The organism is Methanonatronarchaeum thermophilum, from assembly GCF_002153915.1.
Taxonomy (GTDB): Archaea; Halobacteriota; Methanonatronarchaeia; order Methanonatronarchaeales; family Methanonatronarchaeaceae; genus Methanonatronarchaeum; species Methanonatronarchaeum thermophilum.
The window spans coordinates 74,419-88,577 of record NZ_MRZU01000003.1; the positions used below are offsets into that span (position 1 = coordinate 74,419).

General features: G+C 36.8%; 17 protein-coding genes and 1 tRNA gene. 4 read left to right on the forward strand and 14 right to left on the reverse strand.

Going from position 1 to position 14,159, the window contains the following annotated elements; all coding sequences use genetic code 11:
* Position 1: 1 nt before the first annotated feature.
* From AMET1_RS01515 to AMET1_RS01575, 12 genes are all read right to left on the reverse strand, one after another.
* On the reverse strand, positions 2–337 hold the full coding sequence (locus tag AMET1_RS01515; protein WP_086636728.1) for a 6-pyruvoyl trahydropterin synthase family protein: 336 nt from the start codon (positions 335–337) through the stop codon (positions 2–4).
* A 43-nt stretch (positions 338–380) separates the two neighbouring features.
* Positions 381–1,025: a 7-cyano-7-deazaguanine synthase gene (locus AMET1_RS01520; RefSeq protein ID WP_161490710.1), complete on the reverse strand. Its 645-nt coding sequence runs from the start codon at positions 1,023–1,025 to the stop codon at positions 381–383.
* A 298-nt stretch (positions 1,026–1,323) separates the two neighbouring features.
* Positions 1,324–1,533, reverse strand: a complete 210-nt coding sequence (locus tag AMET1_RS01525; RefSeq protein WP_086636730.1) for a TRAM domain-containing protein — start codon at positions 1,531–1,533, stop codon at positions 1,324–1,326.
* Positions 1,534–1,715: 182 nt separating this feature from the next.
* Positions 1,716–1,800, reverse strand: a tRNA-Ala gene (locus AMET1_RS01530).
* A 7-nt stretch (positions 1,801–1,807) separates the two neighbouring features.
* The gene (gene truD, locus AMET1_RS01535) at positions 1,808–3,124 is read right to left on the reverse strand and encodes a tRNA pseudouridine(13) synthase TruD (protein WP_086636731.1); all 1,317 of its coding nucleotides are present in this window, start codon (positions 3,122–3,124) and stop codon (positions 1,808–1,810) included.
* Between the two features lies 1 nt (position 3,125).
* Positions 3,126–3,473: a peptidyl-tRNA hydrolase Pth2 gene (gene pth2 / locus AMET1_RS01540; RefSeq protein ID WP_086636732.1), complete on the reverse strand. Its 348-nt coding sequence runs from the start codon at positions 3,471–3,473 to the stop codon at positions 3,126–3,128.
* Positions 3,474–3,610: 137 nt separating this feature from the next.
* Entirely contained in the window at positions 3,611–4,027 is a 417-nt protein-coding gene (locus AMET1_RS01545) for a DUF126 domain-containing protein (RefSeq protein ID WP_086636733.1), read from the reverse strand.
* Positions 4,017–5,186 carry an aconitase X gene (locus AMET1_RS01550; RefSeq protein WP_086636734.1) on the reverse strand — a complete coding sequence of 390 codons (1,170 nt, stop codon included), beginning with the start codon at positions 5,184–5,186 and terminating at the stop codon, positions 4,017–4,019. Before AMET1_RS01550 ends, AMET1_RS01545 begins: the two co-directional genes overlap by 11 nt.
* The gene (locus tag AMET1_RS01555) at positions 5,177–6,475 is read right to left on the reverse strand and encodes a UbiD family decarboxylase (protein ID WP_161490711.1); all 1,299 of its coding nucleotides are present in this window, start codon (positions 6,473–6,475) and stop codon (positions 5,177–5,179) included. The genes AMET1_RS01550 and AMET1_RS01555 overlap by 10 nt, the downstream gene beginning before the upstream one ends.
* Positions 6,472–7,038, reverse strand: coding sequence for a UbiX family flavin prenyltransferase (locus AMET1_RS01560; protein ID WP_201721235.1), 567 nt, complete (start codon positions 7,036–7,038; stop codon positions 6,472–6,474). Before AMET1_RS01560 ends, AMET1_RS01555 begins: the two co-directional genes overlap by 4 nt.
* A 78-nt stretch (positions 7,039–7,116) precedes the next feature.
* Positions 7,117–8,286: an HD domain-containing protein gene (locus AMET1_RS01565; RefSeq protein ID WP_086636736.1), complete on the reverse strand. Its 1,170-nt coding sequence runs from the start codon at positions 8,284–8,286 to the stop codon at positions 7,117–7,119.
* A gap of 205 nt (positions 8,287–8,491) precedes the next feature.
* Positions 8,492–8,878, reverse strand: a complete 387-nt coding sequence (locus AMET1_RS01575) for a secondary thiamine-phosphate synthase enzyme YjbQ (RefSeq protein WP_086636738.1) — start codon at positions 8,876–8,878, stop codon at positions 8,492–8,494.
* Positions 8,879–8,962: 84 nt separating this feature from the next.
* Here AMET1_RS01575 and cofE point away from each other — a divergent pair, with 84 nt between their 5' ends.
* The 4 genes from cofE (at position 8,963) to AMET1_RS01595 (ending at position 11,885) form a co-directional block, all read left to right on the forward strand.
* Positions 8,963–9,703, forward strand: coding sequence for a coenzyme F420-0:L-glutamate ligase (gene cofE / locus AMET1_RS01580; RefSeq protein WP_086636739.1), 741 nt, complete (start codon positions 8,963–8,965; stop codon positions 9,701–9,703).
* A 58-nt stretch (positions 9,704–9,761) separates the two neighbouring features.
* Positions 9,762–10,115, forward strand: coding sequence for a hypothetical protein (locus AMET1_RS01585; protein ID WP_086636740.1), 354 nt, complete (start codon positions 9,762–9,764; stop codon positions 10,113–10,115).
* 245 nt (positions 10,116–10,360) lie between these two features.
* A complete protein-coding gene (locus AMET1_RS01590; protein ID WP_086636741.1) occupies positions 10,361–11,053 on the forward strand; it encodes an RAD55 family ATPase in 693 nt (230 codons plus the stop codon).
* Positions 11,054–11,636: 583 nt separating this feature from the next.
* A complete protein-coding gene (locus AMET1_RS01595) occupies positions 11,637–11,885 on the forward strand; it encodes a hypothetical protein (RefSeq protein ID WP_086636742.1) in 249 nt (82 codons plus the stop codon).
* A gap of 58 nt (positions 11,886–11,943) precedes the next feature.
* Here the strand turns inward: AMET1_RS01595 and AMET1_RS01600 are convergent, their stop codons facing one another.
* Positions 11,944–13,029 (reverse strand): histone deacetylase family protein, encoded by a 1,086-nt coding sequence (locus AMET1_RS01600; RefSeq protein ID WP_086636743.1) that lies wholly within the window; start codon positions 13,027–13,029, stop codon positions 11,944–11,946.
* Entirely contained in the window at positions 12,966–14,159 is a 1,194-nt protein-coding gene (locus tag AMET1_RS01605) for an FprA family A-type flavoprotein (protein ID WP_086636744.1), read from the reverse strand. Before AMET1_RS01605 ends, AMET1_RS01600 begins: the two co-directional genes overlap by 64 nt.

A 14,159-nucleotide genomic window follows, 5' to 3' on the forward strand; every position in this document is an offset into this window, starting at 1 on the left:
ATCAATATCCATCTGTTTCTATTTCTGCATAAGATTTCGGAGATTCGTAGACACGTATTTTAAAATCAAGGTCTGGATAATCAGTTCTAAACCTATCCAGTATATATAGAGATATGTTTTCAGCTGATGGGTTGAAATCTAGAACCTCATTTAAATGAGTATGATCAAGTTCCTCTATAACCTCACCTAGATTTCTGAAATCCCATAAAACATCACCATCCATCTCTCCTTTAACATAAACCTTTACTTTCCATCTATGTCCATGCAAATTACCACATTTACCCGCATTCTCTAAAAAATGTGATGCGTCAAAAGTTCCTTCAGTTTTAATTTTCATAAAAAAACCTCATTCCAAATAACATAACCATGCCCATAAAAGGCTATAAGACAGGGTCTATAACTCCAGCTTCTTTAAATCCTTTTTCCCTTTCAACACAAGCTGGACACTCCTTACAAGGAGTTCCATCAACCAATTTATAACATGAAATTGTTTTCTCAAACGGAACACCAAGTCTGTCTCCAAGCTTTATTACTTCAGCCTTACTCTTATCTATTAATGGAGCTTTTATCTTAATGTTATTTCTTAACGTAGATTGATCGATAGCCTCCTCGGTAGATTGGAGAAAACCAAGCCTACAGTCAGGATACAACTCCTCATCATCCAACTGTGCTCCGATATATAGATATATCTCCCTGTTGGAGTATTTTGAGTCAGCTATCGCCCCCGTTGTTGAAAGCAACAACAGATTCCTCATATGAACGTAACCTGTTGATTGACCATGACTGTCTGAAGCTTTATCTGAACCATAATCTTTTTGTTCCATAGTTCCCGAACAAAAATTATTGAATACCTGCCTAACGTTAAGCTCCAATAAATCAATACCAAAATAATCCGAAAGCTCTCTAGAGTTATCAAGCTCCTCCTCATGAGTAGATTGACCATAATCGAAATGAACACCAATAACTTCTTCACATTGATCTTTAGCTAAGGCAAGAGACACTGCAGAATCTATTCCCCCTGACAACAACACGACACCAATCATATATCCATGAAACCTCCAGTTTAATACGAATTAAATCCATCTAAACTTCTATAATATAGAAACATCTTATAAAAGATAAAATATACTGATTTGATTAAAAGTTGCTAAAATAGCTCTAAAAAATAGAAATAATTAAAAGAAAACGGAGTAATGCATTAGGCATTGTAACTCCGACCCTTTTTTTTAAACCGTATCCACTTTACCGTTATCTTAGATTCAAAACGAAAACCTTAGTTAGTAGGGTTTGTCGCTGTAAATCCAGTGGAGCACTATATTAACGTTATTCCACAATCTTAGCGATACCGAATGTACTTTTTACGGTTTCTATCTCGATTTTTACTTGTTGACCGACTTTACCGCCAGGAACAAATATCACGAAGTTCTCTATCTTTGCTATTCCATCGCCCTCTTTTCCTTCATCCTCGATTTCAACATCGTATACTTCTCCCACTTCAATAGGTGTAGTGGGACCTGAAAAACCTTCATTCATTTTTAAAACACCTGATCTAAATACGCTTAAAACGAAAAAACGTTCTCAACGCGAATATAGATATCTTGTCAAGGTTCTTAAATCTTTTCATCTAAACCTATCTAAATAGAATCTAATCAAAAAAATTTAGAAGAAAACCCACCAGCTTACTAAATTTAGTAGTTTGATAAATGTTATATATATGGACCTGCTGGGATTTGAACCCAGAGCCTCCACCTTTTTCGTATAGTTTGCGAAGGTGGCGATCTACCGTTGATCTACAGGCCCTTTTTTGTTAGTTGTATCCGTTTTTCATGTATTCTCTTGTGATTAGTGTTGCGTAACATCCTTTTGGTAGGAAGAATTTTAGTTTTAGTCTGTTGTTTTTTGTTTGGGCTTTGATTTGGGTTTTTAGTGTTATTTCTCGTCGTAGGCCTTTGGAGGTGAGTTCTGGCATGCTTTTTATTTTGAAGTCTCGTGGTTTAGTTCCTTCTTTGTTTAGTATTTTGTCTTCTATTTCTCCCATTTTACCGAATGCTCTTTTTGTTTGGGTGCCTATTAGGGGGGCGGTTATGAATGCTTTTTCTACGTCTATCATCTCTTGTATTTTTTGTTTGTTGTGTGGTTCGACTCTTTCTGTTGCATATCGGTTGAGGATTCCTGTTTCTAGGTCTGTGTAGCATACTACGTCTCCTTCGGTACATTGGTTTAGAGGTATTTTTTGTTTTATTCTTTCGTTTATCATTTTGTGGTATAGGTAGGATTGGTATGAGTGTACGAACATCTGCAGTAGGTTTTGGGGTAGGTTTCTTAATGCGCCTATGTAGTCGTTTGGATGGGAGTGGAGGTGGTCTAGCATTGCTCGTTCGTATCTTAGGTGGTTTGGTAGTTTTTTCAGTCCTTTGAGGTATGGTTTGTTGTCCCAGTTGTCCCAGATTTCTTTTCTGGCTTTACGGGTTTGTTCAGGTTCTTGGGGATATGATTTGGCTATGTAGTTTTTTACGGCTTTTTCGGGTTTTTCTTGAACTATTTTTTTACCTACTATGTGTGTGTTTGGTCGTTTTGTTCCGAATCTCTGTATTCCGAAATAGTTGATTATGCCGTTTTTGTTTAGTTTTTTAGTTATTTTGGAAATGTTTTGTGGGTTTATGATGTCGTGGATTGTTATTTCGAATTTATTTCCGATGAGGTTTCCTAGGCTGTTTCTATCGTTTGTTAATCCATAGTTGGTTAGTTCAACATCTTTGATTTTAAGTTTTTCAAGTTGTTTTTTCTTGATGTTGTATATTGTCATGTACTGTTCGGTGATTGCTTTTTTGTCTTTGGTTCCGGCGAAACCTACTCTGTTTTTACTAACTCCTAATCGATCTGAGATCTCTCTAATCAGGTTGTTTGTTTCCCAGTTTTTTGCTTTAACTTTGAAGGCGGTATGTTCATACTCGCTAAACTTTTCTTCGTTGTATTCTTCGTATTGGTTTGAAATTACTTCACGAACGATGAAGTCTTCTGCAGATTTCTTTAAATTGCCTTCAACTCCGTCTTCCATTGAACTATAATATTTGATTCCAACTTTTTTCTCTACACTGTTTTCGGTTTCTCTCATTTTAACCATTTTAATAAACCTTGAGATCTCCTGTTATACGGTCGATTATCTCATCTCTGTCGGGACCGACTCCTAAAGCTGTAACCGTACCTGATTCTATCTCAGTGTGACCTGCATCTCTAACCAATGAGGTTGATACGTCAAGTGCTCTAGCTATACTCATCAGCTCGAAAAGTTGGTCTTCGTTTTCCCCTTTAAGCACTACTTTTTTAGCGCCATTATCCATCCAACTATCAAAATCAGTTTTAGAGTGGTTCATGACTTTTAGAGAAGCATTTAACGAAGCATGAGCTACTTGTGCAGCGGATTTACCCTTAGAAAGTTTTATATCGCTTCTAAGCACTATTACTTGTTTCAAATAAACACCATCCAAAATAAACGGAAAAACATAATCTAATAACCAAGTAAGTATTGATTTACTTTTTTTAAATAATGAACCAGTTTGATAGTTGGTTCAATAACCATATTTATGTTATTTCTGGTACTTTTTTTGTTTTATTTTTCTGGGTTTTGGTTTTGGTTTTGGTTTGTTTCTATTGTTCCTTTGTTGGCGTTTATTTTTGCTTTTCCTTTGTTTGGTATTTTTTGTATGTTTATCTGGTCTATTAATGGGATTTTTGATATTACTGCGCCTACTGCTACTATTGGCTCGGTTTCTATGTTAATTATTGCTTTTGGGGCTTTATTGTTTTTCTTTAGTTGGTATATGACGTATGAACCGACGGTTGAGCCTTTTCCGCCTGGGAATACTAGTATTTTGTTTTTTATTTTTTGGCCTAATAGTTCGTGGTTGGGGTCGGTTATCTTGCTTGTGTTGGGGTCGACGCCTCCTAGGAATGATATTTCTTGGTTTGTTTTTAGGATTTCTCCGTGGGCTTGGCCTTTTGTTATTCCGCGTCCTTTAATTTTCATTGCATGCTACCTCAATACATTCTTTTAGGTTTGAGTAGGTTACTTCGGCGTTGCACATACTGGGTATGTAGGTTGCTGCTTTGCCTGAATCGACCATTATTTTTTTGAATCCTATTTCTTCGAGTGGTGAGACAACCATGCATGTGTCTGTGATTATTTTTGCTCCGGATTCTGTGATGTTTTGTACTGTGTTTTGCATTTTGTTTTTTATTTCTCTTGGTAGGAATATCCAGGTTTCTTTTTTGGTTTGACGGTTTTTTAGTAGTTTTTCGATTGTTTTTAGTTGGTTTGGTGATAGGTGTGGGCATCCTAATGCGACTAGGTCTATGTTTTCTTTTGATCCTTGATATTCGTTTTCTATTTGTTTTTTAGTTACGTTGATGGTGTTTTTGGGTTTTTTGAATTGGCTGTTTTCTGGTGTTTGGTTTTCTATGTGGTATAGGGCTACTGCTCCTGTTGCTGCCATGGCTGCTCCTAAACCTTTTAGTTCGTCTTTGTTTGGTTTTGATTTTAGTATGTAGTATGGTACTTGATTTCCTACTTCTCTACCTATTATTCTGCCTAAGGCTCCGTAGTCTGAGTTTTGTAGTTCTTTTTCAACTTTTATGGTTATGTCTGGTTTTCTGTTTTCTTTTAGGTGGTATCCATAGTTAGGGGTTTTACCGATTAATGCGGCTGCTAGTGCTGAAGGCCCTCCTTCCCGGTTTGTCCTTGCTCCGATTACTGAGTTTACATAGCTGACGGCTGATGATTCGGACCATGCTAGGTGTTGGCCATAGCCATGGGGGAGTCCTGTTAGGTATGGTGTGCAGGTGCATTTTATGTTTATGTTCATTTCTTTGAATATCTCTAGGATTTGTTTTTGTTTTTTTGCGAATTTCTTGGGGACTCCTTGTTTTTCCCAGTGTTCTAGGTCCATTCCGGCTGGATTTAGTTGTGTTGGGACTCGAACCTTTTCTCCTTTCATGTCGTTTAGAAATTCTATTCCTGCGTCTCCGATTGTTTTGTAGGAAACACCGGCTACTTGGACGGATTGTATTTCGATTAGTTTGTCAGCGTTGTATATATCGCCTAAGGTGGCCAGTATTTCCATTGCTTTTTGACAGACCTCTCCTTTCTCTCCATCTAGGGTTTTTTCTTCAGATTTGGTTAACTGCATTTTTTTAGGCCTTTTATTGTTTTTGTTATTTTTTCACTGTCTTCTTTAGGTACTTTGGCTCTTGTGAATTTTTTTTCTTCTCCAAGTTTTTTTGTAGCGTCTACTCCGGTTTTGCAGACTGTTCCATCTGGTTTTCCTCTTGGGTCTAGGGTTGATCCTCTTACTTCGGGGTAGATATAGATATCTTCGTCTCCTTTGACTCTTGTTGCGATTGCGTATTCGAGGTCTGTTGGGCTGTATATATCTATGTCGTCATCAACGACTATACAGTGTTTCATGCTTTTATGTGCTTTCATGGCTGCTTTTATTGCTTTAGCTCCGTCACTTGGGTTTGTTTTATTTATTTGGACGACACCGTGGAGGTAACAACTACCTCCTTCGGTTAGTATTGCGTTTACGGCTTTGCAGTGTTTATCGACTTCTTTTATGATCAAAGGTTCATATGGCATTCCCATAAGGAGTTTATGTTCGCTTCCAGCGGGCAACAAACCATGGTATACTGGGTTTTCTTTTAAATGCATGCCGGTTAGCTCTATAACTGGTTGTTGTCTGACACCATCGTAAGTACCGGTTATGTCAACGAATGGTCCTTCAGGCTCTCTTTCTTCTGGCAATAAATAGCCTTCTAAAACGACTTCTGCATCAGGAACTTCTAAATCTATTGTGTCACATTGGTTTAATTCGATAGGCTGTCCTTTTAAAGCACTTGACAGTCTTAACTCATCGAAACCACCTGGTACTCGAGTGCAAATACCAAGCAGTACACTTGGGTCTAACCCGATAACTACTGCAACCGGTAGTTTTTCACCACGTTTTTCAGCATCACTATATATTTCATGAAGGTGCCTCTCAACAATCCGTATACCCAACCTATCTCTATCCTTAACCAACATACGATGTATAGAGGCATTCCTCCTACCATCACTGTCTTCAGCGATTACAACCCCTGAAGTGATATACCTACCTGCATCTTCCTTGAAATGTTTTAATACAGGTATTTCATTTAAATCAGGTTTTCTAGCCGTCAAACTACCTTTCGAAACGGTTTTACCAGGACTATCAATACCTTCCTGGATTTTATATGGAATTTCATTCACATCACAACCGATATCTATAGCAATATTCCTACGACTACCAACTACATTGATAGCTACAGGCATATCGAAATCTAATACATTTTTAAACAGAATCGTCTCATCTGTTTTCCTCGCCATCGCCGGAATCTCATATAAACTTGAAAACTCCTCCTCAACGACAAAAGGATCTATTTTCTCTAAAAAATCTCTCAACCTCTCCACCTCCTATAAAGATTATGCTCAACATCCAATTGATCCAGTGTACGGCCTACAACAAAATCCACCATGTCATCCACGGTTTCCGGATTACTATAAAAACCCGGAGATGCCGGTAAAACTGTTGCTCCAGCTTTAGACACCTTAACCATGTTTTCCAAGTGAATTAAATTCAATGGAGTTTCTCTAGTAACCAAAACTAACTCCCTACCCTCCTTCAAACATACATCGGCAGCTCTTGTAACCAAATTATCAGTAACACCACAAGCTATCGAAGACAATGTTTTAGTACTAGATGGAACCACACACATACCATCTGTTCTAAATGAACCACTAGCTATAGGGGCCTCCATCTCACCACTACCATAAGAAAAATCAGCCATATCAACAACAGATTCAAAACTATAGCCTGATTCAATCTCAATCAACTTCCTACCAGCATCCGAAACAACAAGATGGATCTCCACATCCCTAAATTCACTTAAAACCTCAAGAAGACGTGTCCCATACCTAATACCACTGGCACCAGTCAAAGCTAATATCAATCTAATAAAAATCACCTAACAACACTATAGAATACCTCAATATACAAACTTCTTTTCAATAAAAAACCAAATAAACTAAAAAACATCGTTCTACTAATCAAATTTAAAATCAAGATGCTCTTTAGCCACCTCATTAACTACATCAATCGAACCACCAGGTGAATAAACCCTAAACTTCCATTGATCCGACTGCGCATCATCAAGTATATCAACTATACGAGAAACCTCCTCAAGACTCTTAACAACACCACCATCCAAAACCTTAGTCTTCAACTCCTCCATACCAACAGTAGGAGGAACATCAATAATCACGTTTTCAACACCGGCATCCCTAGCAATAACATCCTCCATCTCCCTCCTAAACCCAACATCTTTCTCAAGCCTATCAACACAACCACCACCAATATAAAAACGATCAACCTCAACAGCCCTCTTATACAAATCCCTATCCAAAACACGCCTAACCATCTCACCAGGAAAACCACCAACCTCACGAAGCTTCAACAAAACCTCAAAATCAAACATACGCCTAAACTCATCACCATCCAAAAAACCATTTTCCAAAGCAACCTCAACCGCAGACATAACCATCTTCTCAGCAATACGAGACGCATGATGAAAATAAACAGTCGGCTGCATCAAAAACCTAGAAACAAGCAAAGACTCAGCTGCCTGCAAACCCCCTTCCTGAACAATCAAATCACCATCAACAAAACTCATCTCATTGATAAGCCTTTCATAATCAATAGTACCATAAGCAACTCCAGTATAATGCGCATCCCTCACCAAATAATCCATCCTATCAACATCAAGCTCACTAGCAATAACCTGACCATAAACACCCTCACCACCAATCAACGACACCACCTTCTCCGCATCAACACCAAAACTATCCAAAACACCAGAAATCTCCGAACCAAAAACAACCTCCTCAGCAAAATCCTCATGGCTCGTATCAAACCAACCAACCAACACCTCCTCACTAATATGAGAAAAAGGCCCATGACCAATATCATGCAACAAAGCAGCAGCTCTAACCTCCCTACTAGAAATACCCAAACTCCCACACATACTACAAGCAAGATGATACGCACCTAAAGAATGCTCAAAACGAGTATGATTAGCACCAGGATACACCAAATAAGAAAAACCAAGCTGCTTAACCCGCCTCAACCTCTGAACAACAGAAGTATCAATCAAATCCAAAACAAAATCCTCAACAGATATATACCCATGAACAGGATCCTTAATAATCTTACTCATAAACAAACCACACAAATTAACCAAACAAACACAAACACAAACAATCAAACAACTATACCAAACCCAAAACAACAAACACAGATAATCACCACAACACCAATCTTAATTTACCACCCAACCAACTTATTACTTATCTCAAACCAAAACCAACACACCCACACCCTCACCCACCAAAACCAAAAAACCCACCTCAAACCAAATTAAATTAAGTAATTTGTATTAATACTTCTCTTGTTCTAGGTCCGTCAAGTTCTACTAAAAATATAGATTGCCAAGTTCCAATCAACAACTCTCCATCTTCAAAAGGAATAGACAGACTAGAATCCAGTAACAAACCTCTTAGATGAGAATCAGCATTATTGTCAATACGATCGTGAAGCCATCCATCTGAATCCACCAATGAAGACAACATAGACTCCATATCTTCAACCAACCCAGTTTCATTCTCATTGACAGTTAAACCGGTTGTTGTGTGGCCAGAAAAAACAACTACGACACCATCATCAAAATCACTTACAACCTCATTAACACGATCAGTAATGTCAACAAACTCCAATCTTTTTTCCGTTGAAACCTTAACCCTATAAACCAATTCAAACACCAATAATACAAACGTACTTCTAATAAAAGAAGATATCGAAATAAAACAAAAAAAAGGATATAATATTAGATAAAAATGAAACTCGAGATAAAACCAATCAAACTTCCATTAATAAAAAAAGGCGATAAACTACCCTTAATAATACATAAACACATAGAGAAACATAAAAAAACAGATATACTAGTCGTGAGCCAAACAATAATATCAAAAGCTGAAGGCCGAACGAAAAATCTAGAAACAATAGAACCAACAAAAGAAGCCAAAAAAATAGCAGAAAAAACAAACAAAAAACCTGAGATATGTCAACTGATACTCAATGAAAGTGAGATAATAGCATTAGGTGAAAACTACATAATCACAAACAAAAACGGGTTAATCTGTGCAAACGCCCAAATTGACCAATCAAACGCAGGACCTAACAAAGCAATACTACCTCCAAAAAACCCAGAAAAAACAGCAAAAAAAATACACAAGAAAACAAAAACACCAACGATAATCACAGATAGCATAGGAAGACCATTTAGAAAAGGAGCCGTAGGAACCGCAATCGCCTACTCAGGAATAAAACCTATATCAAACTACACAAACAAAAAAGACCTATACAACCAAAAAATGAAAACAACAACACAATGCGTCGCAGACGAATTAGCAAGCGCAGCAAACATTGTAATGGGAGAATCTAACCAACAAACACCAATAGCAATAATAAAAGGATTTAAACATCACGGAAAACCAACAAACAGAAAAATAAACCGAAAACCAACAAACATGATATTCACACCAAAAACACCATACAAAAACAAAAACCAAAAATAAACACAAAAAAATAAAGAACTCAAAAACTAATGACAACATAAAGAAAGAGGAACAAAAAATGGTAAGCAGACTGGGGAAAGCAGTTGCAGTACTGATAGCAATAGGATTCGTAGGACTCGGATTCAGCATGGGAATGACAGCTGACCAACCAGATATCCAAATTACAAATTACGAACAAACCGAAGAAGGATTACAAGTGGAAATAACAAATCAAAATCCAGGTGAACCAGTAGAAGTAAAAATATCCCTAATAGACTGGCCTAATGATAGTGAAATAACTAGTGAAACAATAACTATACAAGATGGAGAAGCAACAACCACACTAGCATTTGATGGCGAACTCGACCCAGATCAACACGCACTAACCCTAGAAATAGACAACAGAGAAGTACAGAGAGATAGAATAGGTTAAATAATAGATATAACAATACCAAGTTCACTACCTACCAGTTAAAATCGTAAGGTTAGGAAAAAATTTAATTTAAACTAACCTAACCTAACCTAACCTAAATCCTTTCATATTTAAAACAAGCAGTTTTATTCTGTTATGTCTGTTGGATAAAAGGCAAAATCTTTAAACAGCTGTTTATTATTATAGTGATGTAGTTGCTTTAAAATAATTAACAAAATAAACTTAATATACGAGGACCTTCCTAAATGAGTGGTTTCGATACTGGTATAGATGGAATTAAAACGTTAATCCCTTTAAGCTCTAGTGTAGTTTTTCAAGGCCCTCCTATGTCAGGAAAAAGCATTTTTGCAAAAAATTTTTTCTATAAAGGTCTTGAAAACCAAGAATCATCAATATTAATCACCTCAAATGAAAGCGCTAAAAAAACCATAGACTGGTTCTCTAAAAACAAAATGTCCTTAGAAAAACATAGTGATCGATATGGAATCATAGACTGTATCTCCTTGAGCCAAGAACTTGACAAAGCAAGCTCTGACAAAAATGTTTCATACGCATCCAACCCCGCAGACCTAACAGACATAGGAATAAAAACATCTGAATATATACGAGACCTATACAAAAAAGGGAAAGAAGAAAAAATACGCATATGCATAGACTCCGTTTCAATAATGATGATGTACTCAGACACAAAAAACATATTCAGATTCCTACATACATTCTCAGGCCGAATAAAATCAATAGACGGAACACTACTAATACTACTTGAAGAAGGAAGCCACGAAGAAAAAACACTAAACATAATCAAACAAATCATGGACATACAAATAAAATCAAAAATACAAGACGAACAAAAACAACTTAGAATAAACGGAAACGGAATAGAAACAAACTGGAAAAACTACGAAATAAAACAAACAAAACTCAAAATACAAAAATAACCTTAACTAAAAACGTAAAGCTTATCTACTTAACCAACGACCTAACTATTACTAAAGTCATAGTTAAGTTGAGGGCATACTGAGTGTTTCAAAACCTAATTTCCCTAAAAAGGGTTAGAAGGGTTTTGGAAAAAGCCTAAAAAACCAAGCTTTCCATAACCTGGATAGCGAGGAAAAGGCGGCGAAAGGAGAACCAAGACAACCTACTACCCATCCAGGGTAAAAGGCCAAGTAGTAGACTGCCCCAAGTGGTCTACGAACTCTAAACAAGAAAGAGCCGTGAAGGTTGCAGAAAACATATCCCACTCAGGCCCACATCAACCCTTTCTAATCGCTTTTCACTATTGATTTATTTTCTTTTGGATTTTTTGTATCTATGTTCTAATTTGATTCAATTTATTTAATATATTCAGTCATATCGAAATTAAATATGTTTTTATACATAGGTTACTTGTTGTTTTTTTAATTATATTTAAATCTAGTTTTTTTGTTTATAGGGGAAGGGTATATTAGTTTTGATTTGTTTATTGGTATATGGGGTTTTTAGTTTGGTGTTTGTATTAGTGTTTGAGGAGGTTTATTAATGGTAAGTGTTTTGGCTGCTTTGATGAGTTTGGCTCGTTTCTTTAAGCCGATATTCGATTTGGTTGTTAAGTTGTTGTCTTGGCTTTTTTATGCAATGATGGTTATGTTGGCTGTAGCGAGTTGGGTGCTTAAGAAAGCTAGATCTGGGGAGCTTACTGAAGAATTGGTTAAGAAAATTAGATTGTTTTTGGATAAAATATTAGGTTTTGAAGAAGATTTTGAAGAAGGTTTTGAAGATACTGCTTGAATACCTTCTATATTTCTGTTTCTTATTTTTCGGTTTTATTTTTGGTTTGGATGTTGTTTTAGATTTTGTATATTTTGTTTATTTGTTTGGTTTTTTCTTTTGTTGTTTTTGATATTTTTTGGTTGTTTTTGTTTGGTTTTTTTATGGGTTTTTTGTCAAGTAGGGCGTTTATTGTTTGGTGTGTTGAGTTTGCAAGGGCTGTTTTTTGGTATCCTCCTTCTAGTGTTAGTACTATTGGTGTTTGGGTTGTTTTTAGTTTTTTTGTCATTTGGTAGTATGCGTTGGAGGTTAGGTTCATGTTTGCGAGTGGGTCGTTTTTGTGTGCGTCGTATCCGGCTGAGATTAGTATGAGTTTGGGTTTGTATTGTTTGATTTTTGGTATGATTGTTTTTTCCATTATGTAGTTGTAGTCTGTGTCTGTCATTCCTTTTGGGAGCGGTATGTTTATGTTGTATCCTTTTCCTTTTCCTTGGCCTGTTTCTTTTGTTTTGCCGGTGTTTGGGAATAATGGTGTTTGGTGTATTGAGATGTAGAGTGGGTTTTTGTTTTGGTAGAATATTTTTTGTGTTCCGTTTCCGTGGTGTACGTCCCAATCGAATATTAGGATTTTGTCTAGTTTTTTTGTTGCATGTTTTGCTGCTACGGCTATGTTGTTGAATATGCAGAATCCCATTGATTTGTTTGGTAGGGCGTGGTGTCCGGGTGGTCTATTTAGTGCTATACCATCGTTTTTTTGGGTTACTGCGTTTTCCACTAGTTTTTTTAGTGCTCCGCAGGCTCTTAAGGCGGTTTGGTATGAATCAGGGGTGATTGTGGTGTCTGGGTCGAGTTGTCCACCTCCGTTTTTTGTTGTTTTTTGTATGTTTTTTATGTGGTTTTTTGTGTGGACGTTTTCTAGTGTTTTTAAATCGATTTTTGGTGGGTTTATTTTGTTTACTTCGCTCCAAATATTGTTTTTTTGAAGGGTTTTTAGGATTGTTTTGAGTCTTTCTGGGTTTTCGGGATGGTGTTTTCCTGTTTTGTGGTTTAGAAAATCTTTGTGGTATGCTATGTTGAGGGTCAGTTGGATCGCCTTGTTGTTTAGTTTATTTTGGGGTCGTTTTTGTGTTTTTCTTTGATTTTTTCCGCCATTTCTTCGATCAATTTAAGGTCTTTTTTGGTTGGTTTTCCTTTGATTATTTTTGGTTCTATTAGTTCGAGGTTTAAACTGCTTACTGTGTCAGCTATTTGGTCGACTATCTTGCTTCCCCAGCCGTATGAACCAATTATTGATGCGTAGTTTGCTTTCGCTTTAAGTGCGTTTGCTAGGTATGCTATATACAGTGCTTTTGGGTGAGCTCCGCCTAATACTGTTGGGGAACCTATTATTATTGTTGCAGTGTCAACAAGCTCTTTTGCTATGTCTCCGATGTCTGTATTTGTTATGTGCATTGGTTTTACTTCGATGTCTCTTTCAGTTAATGCGTTAGTTAGGTGTTGAACCATTATTTCAGTGCTACCATGCATCGATACGTAAGGGATTATAACTTTGTTTTCTAGTTTATCAGAGGTCCATTTTTCGTAATAACCTATGATTTGTTCTGGTTGGTTGTGTAGGGGTCCATGGCTTGGTGCTATCACATCGACGTCATGCTCGATTTCTTTGATTTTTTGTAGGTTTTTACGGGCTCTTGATTTGAACGGCATCATTATTTCTGCAAAATATCGTTTAGCTGAGTTTTCATAATGGCATTTATCGTTATTGAAAAGTTGTTCGGTAGCGTAGTGATGTCCTAAGAAATCGCATGTAAAGAGTGTTTTTTCTTCTATTGCAAGTGTGTATTGTGTGTCGGGCCAATGTACCCATGGAATTAAACCGAACTCGAGAGTGGTTCCACCTAAATCGATTTGGTCTTTGTCTCCAATGATTTTGAATCGAGCTTCATCGAGTTCAAGATGCTCGGTCAATATGTCCTCAGCTTTACTGTTTGTTACTATACGACATTCTGGATATTTTTCAAGTAATGATGGTAATGTTCCTGAGTGGTCTTGTTCACCATGGTTTACAACAACGTAATCAAGTTTTTCTACACCTGCATTCATTAGGTTGTTGAACAGTGTTTCTTTTTTAGTTGGATCTACTGTGTCTATCAAAGCAGTTTCTTCGTTTCCTTTCACTAGATATGAGTTGTAGGTTGTTCCATCTGGTAGTGGTATCAATTCATCAAATAGACGTCTGTCCCAATCGATTGCTCCAACCCAACTTATTCTATCAGTTATTTTTTTAACCGTCAT